At 70.8% G+C, this 19633-nt stretch carries 17 protein-coding genes and 1 pseudogene; 16 read left to right on the forward strand and 2 right to left on the reverse strand.

The features are described from left to right. Positions 1 to 381 precede the first annotated feature (381 nt). Together K8625_RS44520 and K8625_RS23510 are read left to right on the forward strand one after the other, a co-directional pair. Complete coding sequence (locus K8625_RS44520) at positions 382 to 633, forward strand: helix-turn-helix transcriptional regulator (RefSeq protein ID WP_370641956.1); 252 nt, start codon at positions 382 to 384, stop codon at positions 631 to 633. Beyond that, positions 630 to 1895 (forward strand): site-specific integrase, encoded by a 1266-nt coding sequence (locus K8625_RS23510; protein WP_223783977.1) that lies wholly within the window; start codon positions 630 to 632, stop codon positions 1893 to 1895. The genes K8625_RS44520 and K8625_RS23510 overlap by 4 nt, the downstream gene beginning before the upstream one ends. On the opposite strand, the gene K8625_RS23515 is transcribed toward K8625_RS23510, so the two are convergent. After that, complete coding sequence (locus tag K8625_RS23515; protein WP_223783978.1) at positions 1844 to 3337, reverse strand: sigma-54 dependent transcriptional regulator; 1494 nt, start codon at positions 3335 to 3337, stop codon at positions 1844 to 1846. The two genes, K8625_RS23510 and K8625_RS23515, sit on opposite strands and share 52 nt — an antisense overlap. A 219-nt stretch (positions 3338 to 3556) precedes the next feature. Here K8625_RS23515 and K8625_RS23520 point away from each other — a divergent pair, with 219 nt between their 5' ends. The 14 genes and pseudogenes from K8625_RS23520 to K8625_RS23580 all read left to right on the forward strand — a co-directional run bounded on the left by K8625_RS23520 (position 3557) and on the right by K8625_RS23580 (position 17804). Further along, positions 3557 to 4309: an OmpA family protein gene (locus tag K8625_RS23520; protein WP_141332153.1), complete on the forward strand. Its 753-nt coding sequence runs from the start codon at positions 3557 to 3559 to the stop codon at positions 4307 to 4309. A gap of 27 nt (positions 4310 to 4336) precedes the next feature. Continuing rightward, complete coding sequence (locus K8625_RS23525; RefSeq protein ID WP_046715198.1) at positions 4337 to 4771, forward strand: chemotaxis protein CheW; 435 nt, start codon at positions 4337 to 4339, stop codon at positions 4769 to 4771. A 3-nt stretch (positions 4772 to 4774) separates the two neighbouring features. Continuing rightward, positions 4775 to 5146 (forward strand): protein CrdC, encoded by a 372-nt coding sequence (locus K8625_RS23530; protein ID WP_223745496.1) that lies wholly within the window; start codon positions 4775 to 4777, stop codon positions 5144 to 5146. After that, positions 5143 to 6933 carry a methyl-accepting chemotaxis protein gene (locus K8625_RS23535; protein WP_223745497.1) on the forward strand — a complete coding sequence of 597 codons (1791 nt, stop codon included), beginning with the start codon at positions 5143 to 5145 and terminating at the stop codon, positions 6931 to 6933. The genes K8625_RS23530 and K8625_RS23535 overlap by 4 nt, the downstream gene beginning before the upstream one ends. Then, on the forward strand, positions 6930 to 8750 hold the full coding sequence (locus tag K8625_RS23540; protein WP_223783979.1) for a methyl-accepting chemotaxis protein: 1821 nt from the start codon (positions 6930 to 6932) through the stop codon (positions 8748 to 8750). Before K8625_RS23535 ends, K8625_RS23540 begins: the two co-directional genes overlap by 4 nt. A 44-nt stretch (positions 8751 to 8794) precedes the next feature. After that, a pseudogene (locus tag K8625_RS23545) lies at positions 8795 to 8965 on the forward strand (Hpt domain-containing protein); the annotation flags it as partial. Between the two features lie 1227 nt (positions 8966 to 10192). Beyond that, complete coding sequence (locus K8625_RS23550; RefSeq protein ID WP_223784130.1) at positions 10193 to 11875, forward strand: response regulator; 1683 nt, start codon at positions 10193 to 10195, stop codon at positions 11873 to 11875. A gap of 79 nt (positions 11876 to 11954) precedes the next feature. After that, the gene (gene cheB, locus K8625_RS23555; protein WP_141332148.1) at positions 11955 to 13010 is read left to right on the forward strand and encodes a chemotaxis-specific protein-glutamate methyltransferase CheB; all 1056 of its coding nucleotides are present in this window, start codon (positions 11955 to 11957) and stop codon (positions 13008 to 13010) included. A gap of 67 nt (positions 13011 to 13077) precedes the next feature. Beyond that, positions 13078 to 14277, forward strand: coding sequence for a protein-glutamate O-methyltransferase CheR (locus K8625_RS23560; RefSeq protein ID WP_223784131.1), 1200 nt, complete (start codon positions 13078 to 13080; stop codon positions 14275 to 14277). A 59-nt stretch (positions 14278 to 14336) separates the two neighbouring features. Continuing rightward, complete coding sequence (locus K8625_RS23565) at positions 14337 to 15185, forward strand: tetratricopeptide repeat protein (protein WP_223745499.1); 849 nt, start codon at positions 14337 to 14339, stop codon at positions 15183 to 15185. Further along, the gene (locus K8625_RS43820) at positions 15182 to 15313 is read left to right on the forward strand and encodes a hypothetical protein (RefSeq protein ID WP_255665906.1); all 132 of its coding nucleotides are present in this window, start codon (positions 15182 to 15184) and stop codon (positions 15311 to 15313) included. The genes K8625_RS23565 and K8625_RS43820 overlap by 4 nt, the downstream gene beginning before the upstream one ends. A 66-nt stretch (positions 15314 to 15379) precedes the next feature. Then, positions 15380 to 16324 carry a 5'-nucleotidase gene (locus tag K8625_RS23570; RefSeq protein WP_223745500.1) on the forward strand — a complete coding sequence of 315 codons (945 nt, stop codon included), beginning with the start codon at positions 15380 to 15382 and terminating at the stop codon, positions 16322 to 16324. Positions 16325 to 16433: 109 nt separating this feature from the next. Then, a complete protein-coding gene (rpmE, locus tag K8625_RS23575) occupies positions 16434 to 16703 on the forward strand; it encodes a 50S ribosomal protein L31 (protein ID WP_141323673.1) in 270 nt (89 codons plus the stop codon). Between the two features lie 219 nt (positions 16704 to 16922). After that, positions 16923 to 17804: a site-specific DNA-methyltransferase gene (locus K8625_RS23580; RefSeq protein WP_223784132.1), complete on the forward strand. Its 882-nt coding sequence runs from the start codon at positions 16923 to 16925 to the stop codon at positions 17802 to 17804. A 30-nt stretch (positions 17805 to 17834) separates the two neighbouring features. Here the strand turns inward: K8625_RS23580 and K8625_RS23585 are convergent, their stop codons facing one another. After that, on the reverse strand, positions 17835 to 19589 hold the full coding sequence (locus tag K8625_RS23585) for a M1 family metallopeptidase (protein WP_223745502.1): 1755 nt from the start codon (positions 19587 to 19589) through the stop codon (positions 17835 to 17837). Positions 19590 to 19633 lie beyond the last annotated feature (44 nt).

Genomic DNA, 19633 nt, shown 5'->3' on the forward strand with positions numbered 1-19633 from the left:
TTTTTCGGGGTGATTCATGGACGTCCGCCAGGGACAGACCGATGTGATGACGCTGGATGTATCAGCGTATCAATCGGGGGCTTCCGTCTCGTTTGGCGGACTGCGGCGCCACCCAATCCCAGACATCACGGGAGTCATGCGGGACGGTGAATCCTCGGGCACCCTGAGTGCGCGCGCGGCCGTCAAGCAGTTTCCACACCCCCGGTTGCCTGCGGGTCTGGTGGCTGGTATTGGCTCTCTTCTGTGGTCGCCACGAGGCTCGGCTGTGTTTCAGACGCCGGCCAGGGGTGAGCGAGCGGTGACCATGTTCCTGGACAGGCGGCCCCCTGTTCTCGCGTCGGCACAAATACTGCTTCCCCGTACAGTAGTGGGGGTGACGTGATGGTTGGCTGTGATGACGACGGTCGGGCTGGCAGCAAGGGCGGTGGGCCGCTCGTGGTGGTTCCGGAGGCGGGGCTCTGGCGCGCTGCCGATGTCGCGCGATTTCTGAACGTGAGTGAGGACTGGGTCTGGAAGCAGATCCGACGCCGGTCGGGGTTCCCGTTCATTGAGCTCGGTCCTCGCAACTATCGATTCGACCCTGACGCCGTTCGGGCGTGGGTCGCTGGGCGGCAGCGTGGGAGTGAGCGATGAAGCCTGGAGCGTTCTTTCGGCCGAACAAGGCTGGTGAGGCCGTCCTCGCAGCGGGGAAACGACTCTATCGTCGCGCTCCTGACTTCGGCACATGGCACGTCCGGTACAAGGACTCGGCTGGTGCCATCAGGCGGGAGGCGTGCAGCGCGGAACTGGAAGAGGCAGCGACCCGCTACGCGATGGAACTCCACATCAAGTCGGAGCGTCGCCGGAAGGGGTTGGAGCCTGCGGAGTTCGACATCATCCCGTGCACCAAGCTGCACGCGATGTACCTCGAAGCGCACGCACACCTCTCCAGCCAGGCGCCGATGCGCAGCCAGGTGAAGATCTGGTTTGATGCCCACTTCAAGAGCAAGCCCACGAGCGATGTGACTCCGGCGGATTGTGAAGCGCTGCTGGTCAAGGCGCGTGCCGCGGGGCAGGCCGAGTCGACCGTCCGCCAGCTCCACATCCGAGGCAGGCTCATTTGGAAGTACGGCGTCAACCGGCTGCGGTGTGCCCGCGAGAACCCGTGGAACGCTGTGCCACGCCCTACGGTTGCTGCGGCCGATGTGGTGGTGTTGTCCCGCGTCCAGGTCGAAGCTCTGCTCGAGGCGGCCGGCCCGTATCGCCTACTCCTGATTCTTGCGGTGCTCACTGGCGGGCGGCGGGGTGAGTTCGGCGGCCTTCTGTGGACTGATTTTCGCTTGGATGAGGGGCCGCACGGCACAATCCACTTCCGGCGCAGCTGGGAGCGGCAGACAACTAAGGGAGCGAAGGTGCGCGTGGTGCCGCTGCATCCAGCGCTCGTGCCGGAGATTGAGAGGGCCCGCGCCACGGCGACCTCGGCGCTCGTGTTCCCGTCGCCCCTGGAACGTAAGAAGGGGGGCATGCGGAGCAAGTCGTGGAAGACGGCGAACCTCCTTCGGCGCATCGCGAAGAGGGCTGGCGTGGTGCTGCCGGAGGGGACGACGTTCCACACCCTCCGGAAGACATTCATCACCCACCTGCTGCGGGACAGCGGTGGAGATATTGCGACAGCGCAACAACTTGCGGGGCACTCAACCCCTGCCGTCACCGCGACCTACTACGTGGGCCGCGACGTCGACTACCAAGCCAGCCGAGTCAATGCACTCCAGTTGGTGGCACGTACTCCAGTTGAGCACGCCGTGAACACGCGACAGATTCCGGCCGTCCTGGCCGGCCAGGAGACCCAAGTGAATACCAATGCTTACGCGTCAGAACTGCCTCGCCGCAGCCCGAGGGCCTTCATCTTCTTGTAGAAGTGGCCCCGCTCCAGGTCCAGGAGCCGGGCGGCCTCCGTGACGTTGTCGTGGGTATGGGCCAGCACGTAGAGGATGATCTCCCGCTCGGCGTCCTCCACCTGCTCGCGGAAGGTCTTGTCCGCGCGAGGTCGGAAGCCCACCACGGTGGCCGGTGCCGACGTCGGGGGAGGGGGCGCCACCAGCGCGTGCGCGGGCGTGCTCGCCGCGGCCACCACGGCCGAGTCCAGCGTGGACGCCGGCGCGGCCACCGTCTCCATCGGAGGCGGCACGACGCCGCGTCCCCGGGGCAGCAGCTCCAGCGCGTCCGCGCGCGTGACGACGGGGCCCTCGCACAGGATGGCCAGCCGCTCGACCAGGTTGCGCAGCTCGCGCACGTTGCCGGGGTAGTCGTAGGCGCTCATCACCGCCAGCGCGTCCGGGGACAGCGTCAACGGCCGCCGCCCGTTCTTCGCGCAGGCCTCGCGCAGGAAGGTGCCGATGAGGTCCGGCAGGTCCTCGCGCCGCTCACGCAGGGGCGGCGAGTGAATCTGCACGACGTTGATGCGGTAGTACAAATCCTCGCGGAAGCGCCCCGCGCCAATCTCCTGCTCCAGGTTCTTGTTCGTCGCGGCGATGACGCGCACGTCCACCTTGAGCGTCTCCGCGCCGCCCACCCGCTCCAGCTCCCCCTCCTGGAGGACCCTGAGCAGCTTGGCCTGCATGGCCGGCGGCATGTCGCCAATCTCGTCGAGGAACAAGGTCCCCTCGTGCGCCAGCTCGAACTTGCCGCGGCGCACGCTCACCGCCCCCGTGAACGCGCCCTTCTCGTGGCCGAACAGCTCGCTCTCGATGAGCTCGTGCGGCACCGCCGCGCAGTTGAGCTTCACGAACGGCGAGGCCTTGCGCCGCGAGTTCTGGTGCAGCGCCCGGGCGATGAGCTCCTTGCCCGTGCCGTTCTCACCGGTGATGAGCACCCGCCCCTCGGACGGCGCCGTGCGCTGGATGAGCGAGAAGATGCGCTGCATGGCCGGGCCGCTGCCCACCATGTCGTAGCGCCCCAGCTGCTCGCGCAGCTCGCGCAGCTCCTCCATCGCCGCCTGGTGCTTGAGCACGTTGCGCAGCGCGACCAGCAGCCGCTCCCGCGCGATGGGCTTCTCCAGGAAGTCGCGCGCCCCCAGCTGCGTCGCCTTCACCGCCGTGTCGATGGTGCCGTGCCCCGACATCATGATGACGGGCAGCTCGGGCCGCAGCTCCGTGAGCCGGGCGAGCGCCGTCAGCCCATCCATGTCCGGCATCTTCACGTCCATCAACACCGCGTCCACCGGCCGCGCGCTCACCACGTCGAGCGCCACCTGCCCGCTGGCCGCCAGATGTGTCTGATATCCCGCAAGCTGCAACGACTGGCTCAGGGTCAGCAGGATGTTCTTCTCGTCATCGACGATGAGCACGGATGCGGGCATGCGGGGCGCTCCCGGCCCGGGGACCACGTCACGCGGCCGCTCCCGGGCAACAGCGACAATCTCACGGAAAATATTTGGACATTCAAGGGTTTCGGGGCGCGGAGGGGTGTCTCGAAAGGGACAAAAGCTTTGACTCACCCCGGCGACTGAGACTACACGCGACCCGACTACCCGTCCCCTGCGGGTGCTTCTTTCGTTTCAATGATTTCGGGAGGAATGATGCGTCGGATTTCTCTGTGGGCGGGTCTCGGCCTCGCCATGGCCGTGCTGACCGGCTGCCCCCCCAGCTACCCCAACTGCAAGGACGACTCGACCTGCTCCGAGAAGGGCGAGGTCTGTGTCCAGGGCACGTGCCAGGAGTGCGCGACCGACGCCAACTGCAAGGAGGGCTTCTCCTGCCAGGGCAACAAGTGCGCGCCCAAGCCGCCCGAGTGCACCGTCGACAACCAGTGCGGTGACGGCCGCATCTGCGAGGCCGGCAAGTGCGCCGAGGCCCAGTGCAAGGACGACTCCTCGTGCCCGTCCGGTGGCAAGTGCCAGGGCGGCCGCTGCCAGGTCCCCACGGACACGTGCGCGTCCAACTCCGACTGCGGTGACGGCCAGGAGTGCAGCGCCGGCCGCTGCGTGACGGCCTCCGCGGACAAGTGCGACTGGAGCCCCATCCGCTTCGGCTTCAACGAGTCCTCGCTGGACTCCGAGGCCCAGCAGCGCCTGTCGGACCTGGCCAACTGCCTGAAGACGGGCCAGGCGGGCAAGCTGACCCTGGCGGGCCACGCCGACGAGCGCGGCACGGAGGAGTACAACCTCCAGCTCTCCAACCGCCGCGCGGCGGCCGTCAAGCGCTACCTGACGGACCTGGGCATCAAGTCCAACACCGTCACGACGGTGGGCTACGGTGAGACGCGCCCGGTGAACAACGCCTCCTCCGAAGAGGCGTGGAGCGAGAACCGCCGGGTCGAGTTCCAGCGCTAGTGGAGGCTGAGGTAGGCTTGGCGCCACATGGCCGTCCACGAGCCGGAAGCGCGTCAGTCCTATCTCGTCTTCGCCTGCGGTAGCAGCTGGTACGCGGTACCCGCGGACAGCGCGGCGGAGGTCGTCACCTTCCCCGAGCTCACGCGGGTACCGGGGGCTCCAGCCCACCTGCTGGGTGTGTTCGCCCACCGGGGAGAGGTCATCCCGGTGGTGGACATGGGCCTGCTGGTGGGCGGCGCCAGCCAGTCCTCGCGGCGGGCCGTCCTCGTGCGGCTGCCGCGCGGCACCCTCGCCCTGACGGCGACCACGGTGGCCGGCGTCTCCCCGGTGACGGGAGCGCTCGAGCCCCTGGGCTCCGCGGGCGTCCAGGTCCACCTGAGAGGCCCCGCCAAGAGCGGCCCCCGGGATGTGGCCGTCATCGACCCCGAAGGGCTCTTCGACCACCTCAGCCAGGGCGCCTGAGTCATGGCCCCGGCAGGCCCCGTGCGGGGCATGTTGTTGTGTCACGCGGGCCCGCATCGGCTCGCGTTCCTGGCCCATGAGGTGCTCTCCATCACCTCGCCGGGGGAGGAGGACGCGGCCTCGGCCCGGCTGGCCTTCCAGGCGTCCGCGGGCGCCCAGCGCGTGCTGGTGGCGACGTCGGGCGGGGCGGTGGGCGTGGACGCGCTCGAAATCGAGGCGGAGGCGCACCCGGTGCTGACCGCGCCGCCGGTGGCGGTGAGCGCGTCGGGTGGTTGTCTGCGCGGCTTCGTGCTGGCGCGCGGGGTGCTCTGGCCCTTGTTGGGGCTGGCGGACTTCGAGCGGTTCCTCCGGCGGCGGATGGGGGGCGCGGCGTGACGGGGCCTTCAGACGTGCGGGGGCTGGCGCTCTGGGTGGCGAGGCCGGTGATGCCGGCGAGCACGGTGGGCATCTGCCTGGCGCTCTTGCACGGGTTGCTGACGGATGCGCTGCCCCGGGAGGCGTGGCTGCGCTTCCTGGGGCTGGTGGTGGTGGTGACGGCGCTGTCCTTGTGGCTGGTGCGGCTCAACGCGCGGCGCTCGCTGCGGGTGCTGCACGCGGTGGGGGAGGGGGCGCTGCCCGCCTCCGCCGAGCACCTGCGCCAGGCGCTGCTGGAGGCCCGGGCCTTCCCCGACAGGGTCTTCTCCTTCGCGCTGCGCAGCTGGTTGTTGGGCGCGCTGGTGGTGGCGTTCATCTTCATCCCCTGGACGGACGCGTCGCTGGGGCTCGCGCCGCGAATCGTCCTGGTGGGCGCGTGTCTGGGCTCGCTGACGGCGCTGCTCATCTACCTGCTGGTGATTCGGCGCTGTCGTCGGGCGGTGGAGCTGGTGGCGGCCCGGGGGCTGTCCCCGCTGGACGTGGTGGCGGCGGCGCCCCCCCGGCGGCTGCACATGCGCCGGCACATGGTGCTCTTCACCGCCATCGCGGTGCTCACCCCCTCGCTCTTCATCCTCGACGCCACCGTCACCGGCACCTCGCGGGCCATGGACGAGGTGGTGCGCGCGAAGTCGCCCCAGGAGCGGGACATGGCGGTGCGGCGGGTGGACGACGAGCGGGGGTTGGCCGTCGCGGGGCTGGTGGCGGTGCTGGTGCTGTTGACGGCGCACCTGGGCGGCACCGTCATCGCGGGGCCCCTGCGCGCCATCACCGAGGAGGCCACCCGCATCGCCCAGGGAGACCTGCGGCCTCCGCGCGTCATCCCCGCGGAGGACGAGGTGTGGGCCACCTCGGCGGCCTTCGCGCAGATGCAGGCGCAGCTCGGCCAGGCGCTCACCCAGCTGCGCCGCGCGGGCCTTCAGATATCCACCACCACCGAGCAGCTGGTGGCGACGTCCGGTGAGCAGGAGGCGGGCGCCGACGAGCAGGCCAGCTCGCTCAACGTGACGAGCGCGACGACGGAGGAGCTGGCGCGCTCGGCGCAGCAGATCGCCGGCAACGCGGAGTCGGTGTCTACCATCGCCGAGTCGACGTTCTCCGCCGCGCAGACGGGCCAGCGCGGCGCGGCCGCCTTCCTGGGCGCCATGCAGCGCATGAAGCAGGACAACCAGGCCATCGCGGACGCGGTGGTGCGGCTCAACAAGCGCGTGCAGCAGATTGGCAAGGTGGTGGAGTTCATCAACGAGATCGCCGACAAGTCGGACCTGCTGGCGCTCAACGCGGAGCTGGAGGGGACGAAGGCGGGCGAGGTGGGGCGGGGCTTCTCGCTGGTGGCCGCGGAGATGCGCAGGCTCGCGGAGAACGTCATCCGCTCCACGAAGGAGATTGAGGGCCTCATCGAGGAGATCCGCGACGCGACGAACGCGGCGGTGATGGCGACGGAGGCGGGGCTGAAGGCCATGGACGCGGGCACGGTGCTGGCGGCCGAGGTGGACGAGAGCCTGAGCCTCATCCTGGAGCTGGCGCGGCAGACGTCCCACGCGGTGCGCAGCATCTCGCTGGCCACGCAGCAGCAGCAGACGGGCACCGACCAGCTTGCCGCGGCGATGGGGGACATCCTGCGCGTCACCGAGCAGAACTCGGCGGCCACCAAGCAGATGGCGGTGGCCAACGCGGACCTGTCCACGCTGGCGAGGGATTTGAAGCGCGTGGTGGAGCGCTTCCACGTGGTGGCCGGGGAGGACGCATGAGCCCGCGTGCGAGCTCCAGGCGGACGTCCTTCACCCGTCATCTGATGCTGCCCGTGCCGCTGACCAACCTGGTCGGCGTGGTGTTCGGGCTGCACTACGCGTGGCTCACGCTCTCCGACGCGCCGGGGATGGCGGGCCGGATGGAGCTGTTCGTCCGGTGGGCGTGCGGGATGGGGGCGGTGGCCATCATCCTGGGCGCGTGGGTGTCGCTCGCGCGGCTGCGCACGGTGCGGGCGCTGGAGCTCGGGCGCGTGGCTGCGACGCCGGAGGTCTTGAAGGCCGCGGTGACGGAGGTGACGCGCTGGCCGGACGAGGCGTTCCTGCGCTCGCTGGGGCTGTGGCTGTTCACCACGCCCCTGTTGGGCTTCGCGGTGTGGTGGACGGCGGGCGTGGACGCGGACGCGGCGCGGCGCATCGCCGGGTTGGGGCTCTTGTTCGGTCCGCTGACGGCGCTGCTGGTGCACTGCCTGGTCATCCTGCGCTCGCGCAAGGTGGTGCTGTGGCTGGCGGAGCTGGGCATGACGCACGGCCAGCTCATCGCGGCGATGCCGAGGCGGGCGGAGATTCGCGCGCGGCTGGTGGCGTTCGCCTTCATCTCCGTGGTGACGCCGGCGGTGTTGTCCGTGCAGCTCTCCTCTGCGCTGGGAGAGCGTGCGCTGCGGCAGCTCATGGCGCATGCTGCGCCGAGCGCGGAGCTGGCCTCGCGGCTTCGCGTGGAGGCGCTCGTGTCGGGCGGGCCGCTGGTGCTGCTCGTCTTCGCGCTGGCGCTGACCACCGCGTACCTGGGCGGCACGCTGCTGGGGCGGCCCCTGCGGGAGCTGTCGAGCGAGGCGCGGCGCATCGCCGAGGGAGACCTGGCCAGCCCTCGCGTGGTGCCGACGGAGGATGAAATCTGGGACGTGTCCGCGGCCTTCACCACCATGCGGACGCACCTGGCGGACGTGATGTCCCAGCTCCAGCGCGCCGGGGCGCAGATTTCGGCGACGACGGAGGAGATCCTCACCACCTCCGGACGCTACGAGATGGGCGCGACCGAGCAGGCCAGCTCCCTGGACCAGACGAGCGCGACGACGGAGGAGCTGGCGCGCTCGGCGCGGCAGATCGCCGAGAACGCGGGCTCGGTGGCGCAGATTGCCCAGCGCACGCTGGGCGCGGCGCAGCAGGGCCAGCGCAGCGCGGAGTCCTTCCTGGGCTCGATGGAGCGCATGAAGCAGGACAACGTCGCCATCGCCTCCTCGGTGGTGCGGCTGAACAAGCGCGTGCAGCAGATCGGCAAGATTGTCGAGTTCATCAACGGCGTGGCGGACAAGTCCGACCTGCTGGCGCTGAACGCGGAGCTGGAGGGGACGAAGGCGGCGGAGGTGGGGCGGGGCTTCTCGCTGGTGGCCGCGGAGATGCGAAGGCTCGCGGAGAACGTGCTCGAGTCCACGAAGGAGATTGAAGGGCTCATCGAGGAGGTGCGCGAGGCCTCGGCCGCGGCGGTGTCCGCGACGGAGGGCGGCGTGCGCGCGGTGGAGTCCGGGACCACGCTGGCGCAGCAGGTGTCGGAGTCGCTGCGGCAGATCACGAAGCTGGCGGGGAAGACGTCGGACGCGGTGCGGAGCATCTCGCTGGCCACGCAGCAGCAGCAGACGGGCACCGACCAGCTCGCGGAGACGATGGCGGACATCCTCCGCATCACCCAGCAGAGCCTCAACGCCACCAAGCAGGTGAGCACCGCGAACACGGACCTGCTCGTGCTGGCGCGGGACTTGAGTGAGGTGGTGGAGCGCTTCCAGATTGGTCAGGAGACGCTGCGAGGGGAGGAGGGCGGGTGAACCCGAGCGAGCGCCTGCTCAGGCAGTTCCGGGACCTGGTGACGGTGCGCCTGGAGCGCATCAACCGGGCGCTCATGGAGCTGGAAGCAGGGGCGAGCCCGGATGCGGGACGGGGTGCGCTGCGCGAGCTGCACGGGCTCAAGGGCGAGGCCCGGATGATGGGCTTCGACGATATCAACGTGCTGGTGCACGAGATGGAGGAACTCGTCCGCTGCGTGGAGCCCCGGCGCTATGCCTTGTCCGCGGACTCCGCGGATGCGCTCCTGAGCGCCGCTGACGCGGTGCTGTTGCTCTCGGGGGCGCAGCCGGGCGCGGCGTCCTCGCCCGAGGTGGTGCGGCTGGTGGGCTGGCTCCAGGCCTGTACCCGCGCGGAGACCCGGGACGGTCCGACGGGAGAGGGCGCGGGGGAGTCCTCGAGCGCGAGGGTCGATGGGGCCGAGTCGTTGGCGCGGACCGTCGCCGCCGCGTCGGTTGGGGCCGGGGCGCCGCGTGGTGCGACTGGCGACATCGGTCGCGAGGCTTCTGGTCCACATTCATCGTCACGAGGTGACGATGACTCGCGGAGCGGGGGGCACGCGGCCGACGCTTCCTCGCGAGGCGACGGGAGGGGGAGGAGTGGGGCGACCGCTGCCGACGCCGCGCCCCGAAATGGCGGGAGCGGGAAGGACGTGGCCGCTGCGGCCGATGCCGCATCCCGAAGTGACGGGCGAGAAAGAAGCGGGGCCCACGCTTCTGATGCCGCATCCCGAAGCGAAGGCGATGCGAGGAGCCTTGCTCCTGCCGCTGATGCCGCGTCCCGAAGGGAGGCCGATGCGCGGAGCCATGCTCCTGCCGCCGATACCGCATCCCGAAGCGAAGGCGATGCGAGGAGCCATGCTCCTGCCGCTGATGCCGAGTCCCGAAGGGAGGCCGATGCGCGGAGCCATGCTCCTGCCGCCGATACCGCGTCCCGAAGGGATGCCGATGCGCGGAGCCTAGCCCCGGCTTTCACCGTCGCGCCTCGCGGTGAGGCGCATGCACTCGATGTGACCTCGCACGGCGAGGCGCGCGTTCCCGACGTCCCATCCCGAAGCGGAGGCGCCGTCCCCGATGCGCCCCTCTGGCTGGACGGAGCTGTCGCCGAAGGGCCCGCTCGCAGCGGGGTGCGCACGGCTCCCGGTGGCAATCCGCTCTGGCGGGTCTCAGGGACGGGGATGACCCGCGTGTCCACGGTGGCACCCTCCGAGCCTCCACTGCGCGGTGGCGCCCCACCTCCCACGGGAGGCATCTCGACCGTCGCGCAGAATCGCGGTTGGCCCTCCGCGCCACGTCCCGAGACGAGCCCCGCCCGCCCCTCAACAGGAGCGACTGGCGCGAGTCCCTCGCCCACGCCTGCCCCGGGCCCTCGCGTGGCCGCGCCAGGGCAGGGGACCTCGACGTCGCCCCGTCAGCCCGAGACGCGCATGGACGCGGTCCGCATCGACGTGGCAAGCCTGGACCTGTTGACCAGCGCGGTGACGAACCTGGCCCAGGTCGCCCGTCGCCGGGAGCGCGCCAACGCCCGCCGCCTGGCCCTGGCCCGGGAGCTGGGAAAGCTGGCCCGCGAGGCCGAGGACCTGGGCCCCGCCGCCGCCGCGCTGGTGGCCCGGCTGGGCACCGCCAAGGAGCTGGCCGCGGACCTCCATCGCGAGTCCAAGCTGCTCTCCAACGAAGAGCTCCGCGACCTGGGAATGGTCGTCGAGGAGGTCCAGGGCCTGCGCATGCTCCCCCTGTCCGTCCTCTTCGAGCCCTATCCGCGCATGGTGCGAGACCTGTCGCGCACGCTGGGCAAGGAGGTGGAGCTCGTCGTCGACGGCGAGGACACCCGCGCGGACCGGGCGGTGGTGGAGGCCTTGCGCGAGCCGCTGATGCACCTGGTGCGCAACGCCCTGGACCACGGCCTGGAGACGCGCGTGGACCGCGTCACCTCCGGCAAGCATCCCCGGGGCTGCCTCACCCTGCGCGCCGCGCGCGAGGGCAGCCGCATCATCCTGCGCGTCGAGGACGACGGCATGGGGCTGGACCCCGTGGAGCTGCGCCGCGTGGCCGTGCGCCGGGGCGTCCTGGACGAGAGCGCCGCCAACGCGCTGTCCGACGCCGCCACCCGCGAGCTCATCTTCCTGCCGGGCTTCACCTCCCGGGAGGTCGTCACGGACCTGTCGGGTCGGGGCGTGGGCCTGGACGCCGTGCGCGCCTCCATCCAGGGCCTGGGGGGCGACGTGGGCGTCGAGTCCGCGCCCGGCTGGGGCACCATCTTCGAGCTGCGCGTCCCCGTGTCCCTCACCGTCGCGCCGCTGCTCTTCGTCCAGGTGGGCACGGAGACGCTCGCCTTGAGCGCCACCCACGTCTCGCGCGCCCTCAAGGTGGAGCCCCTGCACCTGTGCGAGGTGGCGGGCCGGCCCGCGCTGCTCGTGGAGGGCCGCGTGCTGCCGCTGGCGTCCCTGGGCTCGCTGCTCGGCCTGTCCCCGGAGCGCGAGGTCCGGGAGGGGGAGCTCGTCCTGGTGGTCCGCAGCCAGAGCGGCGCCGCCGCCGTCGTCGTGGACCGCGTGCTCGAGGAGCGCGTCCAGGCCATCCTCCCCCTGCGCGGCGTGCTGGCCCGCTTCGGCCACCTCACGGGCGCGACCTCCCTGGCGGACGGCCGGCTCGCCATGGTGCTGTCGGCGGCCTACCTCACCGCCAGCGCCCACGGGACGTCCCCGCTGAAGCTGCCCCGCTCGTCGGCCCCGGAGACGGAGTCACGGCGCCGGCGCATCCTCGTCGTGGACGACTCCCCCCTCACCCGGGAGCTCATCTCCAACCTCCTGGAGGCGGTGGGATATGACACCGTCATGGCCGCCGACGGGGCGGACGCGCTGGACGTCCTGGAGGGCACCCCGGTGGACCTGGTGGTGACCGACCTGGAGATGCCGGGCATGGACGGCCTGGCGCTGACCCGCCGGCTGAAGGAACTTTCCGCCCGGCCGAGGCTGCCCGTCGTCATCCTCACCACCCGTGGTGGAGAGGATGACCGGCGGCGTGGGCTGGCGGCGGGGGCGGACGCCTACGTCACCAAGGGGGACCTGGTGCGCCAGGACCTGGTGGATGTGGTGGGGCGACTGTTGTCCTGAGGGCCCCCGCTCAACCTCCTGAGGACAGGACGGAGCATTGGCTATACTCGGCGCCTCGCGCACGGGGTATGGACAGGGCATGGGCAAGAAAGTGTCGGTGCTGGTGGTCGATGACTCACTCATCTGCCGACAGCTCATCTGCGAGGCGTTGAGCAAGGACCCCGACATCGAGGTGGTCGGCTCGTGCGCGGACGGCAAGCAGGCCGTGGAGATGACCAAGGAGCTGCGGCCCCACGTCATCACCATGGACGTGGACATGCCCGTCATGGATGGGTTGACGGCCACCGAGCACATCATGGCCGAGTGCCCCACGCCCATCCTGGTGCTGACGGCGGACCCCCGCTCGCAGGCGCCGGAGCTGACGTACCGGGCGCTGGAGCTGGGCGCGCTCGCGCTGCAAATCAAGCCCGCCATCGACGCCGGCCCCGAGGCCTGGAACCTGGTGCGGGAGATCAAGCTGCTCTCCTCGGTGCGCGTCATCCGCCACCTGCGCCGTCCCCAGAAGGGCATCACCCCGCCCCGCGTGACGACGTCGGTGCTGCCCGCCGTGTCCATGGGCGTGGTGGTGGTGGCCGCGAGCACGGGCGGGCCGCAGGTGCTGTGCCGGATGCTGTCGGAGCTGCCGGCGGACTTCCCCGCGCCCATCGTCATCGTCCAGCACATCAACGCCGCCTTCGCCGAGTCGCTGGCGGGGTGGCTGGGCAACACCAGCCGGCTCAAGGTGCGGCTGGCGCAGGATGGCGAGCCGTTGATGCCGGGCCACGTGCTCATCGCGCCGCCGGGGCAGCACACCATGATTCCCTTCCGGGGACGGGTGGCGCTCAAGGCGGGCGTGGAGCGCGACGGGCACATGCCCTCCGGGACGACGCTGCTGGAGAGCGCGGCCCGGACCTACGGCCGGCGCGCGGTGGGCCTGGTGCTGACGGGCATGGGCGCGGACGGCGCGGAGGGGCTCCTGGCCATCCGTCAGGCCGGAGGGCTGACGCTGGCGCAGAACGAGGAGTCCTGCGTGGTGTTCGGCATGCCGGGCGCGGCGGTGGAGCGCAAGGCGGTGGACCACCTCATCCACGGCGACGAGGTCGCGGCGACGCTGTCGCGGCTGGCGCGGGGTGAGTCGTTGGCCGTGGGGCGCTGAGCTGGCGGTGCGTGCTCCGAGCGCGCCATGGGCTTTCGTGCGCGCCTTCCTCACGGCGCGTACGGGCATGGCCTTGAGCGGGCCCCAGATTCGTCGGCTGGATGACCGGCTGGCGGAGCGGTGTCGCGGGCTGACGCCGCACCAGTACCTGGCGTTCCTCAAGTCGCCCACGGGCGCCGCGGAGCTGGAGGGGCTCATCTCCGCGGTGGTGGTGAACAAGACGGACCTCTTCCGGGACGAGGTGCAGCTCACGGACTTCCGCGAGCACGTGCTCGGGCCGCTGGTGGAGCGGGCGAGGGGAGGGCCCCTGCGGGTGTGGAGCGCGGGGTGCTCGACGGGCGAGGAGGTGGCCACGCTGCTCGTCCTGCTGGCCGAGGCGGGCGCGAGCCCCGGGAGCACCGTGCTGGGCACGGACATCTCGGAGGCGGCGCTGCGGCGCGCGCGTGGGCTCTCCTTCTCCGCGGAGCAGCTGCGTCGGGTGCCGCCCGCGCTCCGGGAGCGCTACTTCGTGTCGACGGGCTCGCGCCAGGCGCTGGTGGGCGGGCTTCGCGAGCGGGCCAGCTTCCAGGTCCACAACCTGATGGACGTGCCCTATCCCCGGGCCCCGGCCGAGCGCGGCTTCGACGTCATCTTCTGCCGCAACGTCCTCATCTACTTCACGGTGGAGTCCTTCCACCGGACCGTCGCCACGCTGGCGGAGAGCCTCGCGCCCGGGGGCACGCTGGTGCTGTCGTCCTCGGAGCCGCTGCTCCAGGTGCCGCCCACCCTGCGCGTGGTCCGCACGGAGTCGGCGTTCTTCCACGTCCGGAGCGACGCCGAGCGCCTGGCGCTCGTGGAGCCGACGCGAGGCCCGCCCGCCTCCGTCCCGACGGGACCTTCCAAGGGGCCCTCCCGGGGCACGGCGCCGTCCTCCTCGGCGACCCCGCTCGAGGCCCCTGCGCTGGCGCCCGCCTTCGCCGAGGCGGACCTGCTCTTCGCGTGCGTGCTGGACGGCGCCGCGTCGGGCGTGTCGGACGCGGTGGCGGAGCGGGACCTGCGCCAGTGCCTCCAACTGGACCCCGACCATGCGGCCGCCCGCTACCTGCTGGCCCTGCTCTTGGAGCAGTGCCGCCGCCCCCTCGAGGCGGCCTCCGAGTACCGCCGCGCCCTGGTCGCCCTGGAGGAGGGCCGCGCCCGGCCGGTGCCCTTCTTCCTCAACCCCAGCCGCCTGCGGGTGGCGTGCGCGCACGCGGCCGGCCGCCTGGAGCCCCTGGGCGGACCCCGCTAGCCGCCCCCTTGGCGAGAAGTCCGGACGACGCGCCGATTTGGCCCTAAGATGCCGGCCCCATGCGAAGGCTCGTCCTGTTCGCGCTGCTGGTAGCGCTCCCTGGCTGTTTCTATCCCGCGGACCGCGGCCGCGCCCTCGAGGCGAAGGTCGACCGGCTCGGCACCGACTCCGCGCAGATGCAGACGGAGTTGAAGGAGGCGCGCGCGCAGCTCGCCATCGTCCTGCCGAAGATCGACGAGAAGGTCGCCGAGGTCACCAAGGCCCTGGACGGCCTGGACACCGCCGCGCGCCGCAAGGACGCGGACATCGGCATCCAGCTCCAGAAGACGATGGAGGACCTGTCCCAGCTGCGCGGCCAGGTGGAGACCTACCTCCATAAAATCACCGAGCTGGAGACGGCGCTCGGCGCCCAGGACCAGAAGCTGCTCGCCATGCAGGGCGCCGCCGCCGTGAAGGAGGCCGAGGCCAAGAAGAAGGCCGAGGAGCTCCAGCGCCCCACCAACCCCAAGGACTTCCTCGCGCTCGCGCAGGAGCGCGCCAAGGCCGGCGAACTGCTCGTGGCGCGCCAGCTCTTCAACGAGCTGATGAAGAAGTGGGCCAAGGACGCGCTCGTGGGCGAGGCCCACTACGGCCTGGGCGAGACGTACTTCTCCGAGTCCAAGTGCCGCGAGGCCCTCTTCGAGTACGGCAAGGTGGTGCAGGACCACCCGAAGACGCCCTCCGCGCCGGATGCGTACCTGCGCTCCTCGGAGTGCTTCGCCCAGCTCAAGATGAAGGACGAGTCGCGCCTGGCGCTCGAGGAGCTGGTGAAGAGCTACCCCAAGTCCGCCGCCGCCAAGACGGCCAAGGAGCGCATCGCCGAGCTGGACAAGGCGAAGGCGCCCGCGAAGAAGGGGGGCAAGAAGTGAGCCTCCGCCTGCCCGGGCTCGCCCTGCTGGCCGCGCTGGTGTTCCCGCTCGTCGCGGGGGCCGCGCCCAAGCAGCTCGTGCTCCTCTTCACCGGAGACAACGGGGGCGAAGTCGCCCCCTGTGGTTGACGACACAACCCGTCTGGCGGTCTGGCCAGAAGAAAAGTCACGATAGAGAAGGAGCGCGCGAAGGGCGTGCCGGTCCTCGTGTTGGACGCGGGCAACGCGCTCTTCAAGAGCCGGGACAGCGGTGAGGCCCCGGATGCCCGCGCACGCGCCGAGCTGGTGTTCGCGCAGATGAACGCGCAGGGCACCACCGCCATGGCCGTGGGCACGCGCGATTTGTCGCTGGGCGTGGACTTCCTGCTCAAGCAGTCGCGCAAGTCGAAGCTGAAGCTTTTGTCCGCGAACCTCGCGGACGCGCAGGGCAAGCTGCTGTTCCCCGCGTCGATGGTGACGCAGGTGGGGGGCCTCAAGGTGGGCCTCGTGGGCGCCTCGCCCGCCACCGAGCGCCCGGAGCCCATGGAGCCCTTCGCCCAGGGCAAGGCCGCGGCCGTCCAGCGCCAGGGGCTGCCCGTGCTCCCCGCCGTCACCGCCGAGGTGAAGCGCCTGCGCGAGCAGAAGGTGGACCTGGTCATCCTGCTGGCCGCCGTGCCCTACAACGACCTGCTCCAACTCGCCGGTGAGCTGGAGGGCGTGGACTTCGTGATGCAGTCGCACGAGGGGCGGGGCTCCGGCATCGCCCAGCGCGTGGGGCTGACCACCGTGGTGCCTCCGGGGGAGCGGGGCCGCCAGGTGGCGAAGCTGGAGCTGTCCATCGACGGCCCCGGTCGCTTCGTGGACGTCTCCGAGCGCGAGCGCACCCGCGACAGCCTGCGCATCGTCGAGACGAACCTCGCCCGGGCGAAGGAGCGGCTGGGACAGATGAAGGACGAGGCGCAGAAGCGGGCGCTCGAGGCCTCGGTCGCCAGCCTGGAGACCCGGCGCCAGTCCCTGGAGAAGACGTTGGCGGGCGGCGCAACGCCCTCGGCCCGGACGCATCTATTGTCGTACATCCAGCTCGGCAGCGACGTACCGGCGGACCCGGTCGTCCAGAAGGCGGTGGAACGTGTCGAGCCCCCGGGCTCGGCGGCCCACTGAGCCGCGCTGGTCTTGTGCCCCGGTCGGCGCGCCGTTATAAGCGCCGGCCATTACAGTGCCGGACCTCCCTGCCGTGGGCGGCTGGGGGCAAGGCACCCTGGAGAGCGTCATGAAGCCGGAAGTGCATCCCGTCTATCCGCCGTCCCGCATCACCTGCGCGTGCGGCAACATCGTCGAGACCCACTCCACCCGCGGCTCGTTCTCGGTGGAAATCTGCTCGAACTGCCACCCCTTCTTCACGGGCAAGTACAAGCTCGTGGACACGGCCGGCCGTATCGACCGCTTCCGCAAGAAGTACGCGGCGAACCCCACGGAGACCGCCGCCGCCGAGGGCGCCATCGCCGTCCCGGCCGCCAAGGGCAAGAAGGCCAAGGCCTGATTCCAGCCGTCGCGCGCTCGCCGCGTGACAGCCATTCGCAGCACCGTCGAGCAGGGTGTCGGAGGGCCTCACTGGAGGCGCTCCCGCCCTGCTCGAGTCGTTTCCACGGCAAGCCTCCCGGGTCAAATTTCAGGGTGCTACAGGCCAGAAATTAGACGTAGCACTCAAGTCACCGCACATTCCGCCGCGTCCCACGACGAAGAGTCCGACGGAGGCGTGATGTTGGCTGAAGCTGCTGCCCCTGACCTGAAGATTGTCCGGCGCTCCCTCAACGAGAGCGTGCACGCGAAGGGCGACGCCTGGACGCTCCTGCACGGGGACAGCCTGGAGCTCCTGAACCGGTTCGAGCCCCAGACGTTCGACATGATCTTCGCCGACCCGCCGTACTTCCTCTCCAACGGCGGCACCACCTGCAAGGGTGGCAAGCGCGTCTCGGTGAAGAAGGGCAACTGGGACGTGTCGCGCGGGGTGGAGGAGGACCACGCCTTCACCACGGCGTGGCTCGAGGCCTGCCAGCGGCTGCTCAAGCCCACCGGCACGCTCTGGGTCAGCGGCACCCAGCACGTCATCTTCAACGCCGGCTTCGCCATGCAGAAGCTCGGCTACAAGCTGCTCAACACCGTCACCTGGTTCAAGCCCAACGCCAGCCCGAACCTGGCCTGCCGCTACTTCACCCACTCGACGGAGCTGCTCATCTGGGCCTCGCCGAAGTCGGGCGGCAAGCTGCAGCACGTCTTCAACTACAAGAAGATGAAGTCGGACAACGGCGGCAAGCAGATGCGCGACGCGTGGGTGCTGCCGCCCTCCGGCGACGCGGAAGTCACGGACGACGGCGAGGGCCGGCTGTGGACGCTCACCGTCCCGCGCGGCGGTGAGGAGAAGGCCCACGGCAGCCACCCCACCCAGAAGCCGGTGGCCCTGCTGGAGCGCATCATCGAGGCGAGCACCCCCGAGGACGCGCTGATTCTCGACCCCTTCAACGGCAGCGGCACCACGGGCGTGGCGGCCCTCAAGCTGGGCCGCCGCTACGTGGGCATCGACATGGACGAGAAGTACCTGGACCTCTCCGAGAAGCGCCTGAAGGCGCAGTCGGCGAAGTAGTCCGTCGTCGTCCTCCTCCCCGCGCCTTCCTCAGGCGCGGGAGAGGATGAGCTCCACGCCCTGCCGGGCGATGGGGTGGTAGCGCTCCTGGTGCTGCTGGAAGAGCGAGCGCGCCAGCGACTTGTGCTCGCGCGACGCGCTGAGCACGCCGTACAGGGGCTTGAGGTACTTCATGCGGCCCACCTCGCCCAGGAAGACCTCGGTGCGCGCCACCGCCGGCTCCCAGCCCGCGCGCAGGGCCGCCACCAGCCACGCCACCAGCACCTCCGAGTTGCGGCTCTTCGTCAGCTCGAAGCGCTCGTCCAGCTGGCGGAACAAGTCCCGCGGCGCGTCCGACGGCAGCCACTCCAGGAAGAGCTGCCACTCCGCGGGCGTCCAGTCCTTCACCGCGTCCTTCGACGGCACGGTGCCACGCAGGCGCAGGAGCGTCTCCAGCCGGCTGGAGCGAGGGGAGGGCGCGCCGCCGGGGATGCCGGGCCGCTGCAGGTACGCGTCCGCGTCCACCTTGGCCAGGGCCCCGGGCAGCTCGCGCTCGGTGAAGGCGATGAACTCCTCGGTGGTGAGCGCGCGGAAGCGGTACGTGGCCAGGTAGCGGCGCAGGAAGCCGTCGAACGTCTCGCGGCCCACCGCGTCCTCCAGCGCGCGCAGGAACAGGTAGCCCTTCTCGTACGGAATCTGGGAGAAGGCCTCGTCCGGGTCCACGCCCGTCAGGTGCGTGCGCAGCGCCGTCAGGTGCGGGTGCTCGCGGAAGTGGTGCATCGCCTCTTCCAGCGCGCGTCGTCCCAGCGCCCCGTGCAGCGCGGCCACCTCCTTGCCCGCCAGCGCCTCCAGGATGCGGCGCTCGGCGAACACGGTGAAGCCCTCGTTGAGCCAGAAGTGCTCCGCGGACGCGTTCGTCACGAGGTTGCCCGTCCACGAGTGCGCGAGCTCATGCGCCACCACGTTGACCAGGCTCTTGTCGCCGGCAATCAGCGTGGGCGTGAGGAACGTCAGCCTCGGGTTCTCCATGCCGCCGTACGGGAACGACGGAGGCATGGTGAGCAGGTCGAAGCGCTCCCAGTCGTACGGCCCGAAGAGCGACTCGGCGGCGCGCAGCATGTCGTCCACGCCGGAGAACTCCTCCGCCGCGTCCTCGAGCAGCTCCGGCTCCGCCCACACCCGCGAGCGCGGCCCCAGCTCCTTCGGCGCGAGGCTGCCCACCGCGAAGGCGAGCAGGTACGGGGGCACCGGCTGCGGCATCTCGTAGTGCTCCTCCGCCTCCACGCCGTGCTCCTCGCGGCCGACGAAGCTGGCGGCCATCACCGCCTTGAGCGCCTTGGGCACGCGCAGCGACGCGCGGTAGCGGATGCGGATGCGCGGCGTGTCCTGCAGCGGCACCAGGCTGCGCGCGTGGATGGCCTGGCACTGGCTGTAGAGGAACGGGTGCTGCCCGCCCGCCGTCTGCGAGGGCGTCAGCCACTGCAGCGCGCTCGCGGTGGGGGACGTGCGGTAGTGCACCGTGAGCTGGCGCACGCCCTGGGGCAGCTCCACGCGGAGCCTGCTCCCCAGGATCGGCTCGGGCGGCGCGAGCATGTAGGGCAAGGGGCGACCATTGCCGTCTACGACTCTGAGAATCTCCAGGTCCCGGGTGTCCAGGTCGAGGGGACCGGCGGACGCTTCCTTCAGCGTCAAGGTGGCCTCGGCGTGCAGCCTTCGCGTGCGGAAGTCGACGCGGGCCCTCCAGTCCAGGGTTTCCGTCTCGGGCTGCGTGCTGTCGTTGTACGAGTGCGGGTCGGGGCGAGCCATGGAGGTCCGGTTTGTAGTCCCTGGCGCGCCGGGTGGCGAGTGCT

Source organism: Myxococcus sp. AS-1-15, from assembly GCF_020037055.1.
Classification (GTDB): domain Bacteria; phylum Myxococcota; class Myxococcia; order Myxococcales; family Myxococcaceae; genus Myxococcus; species Myxococcus fulvus.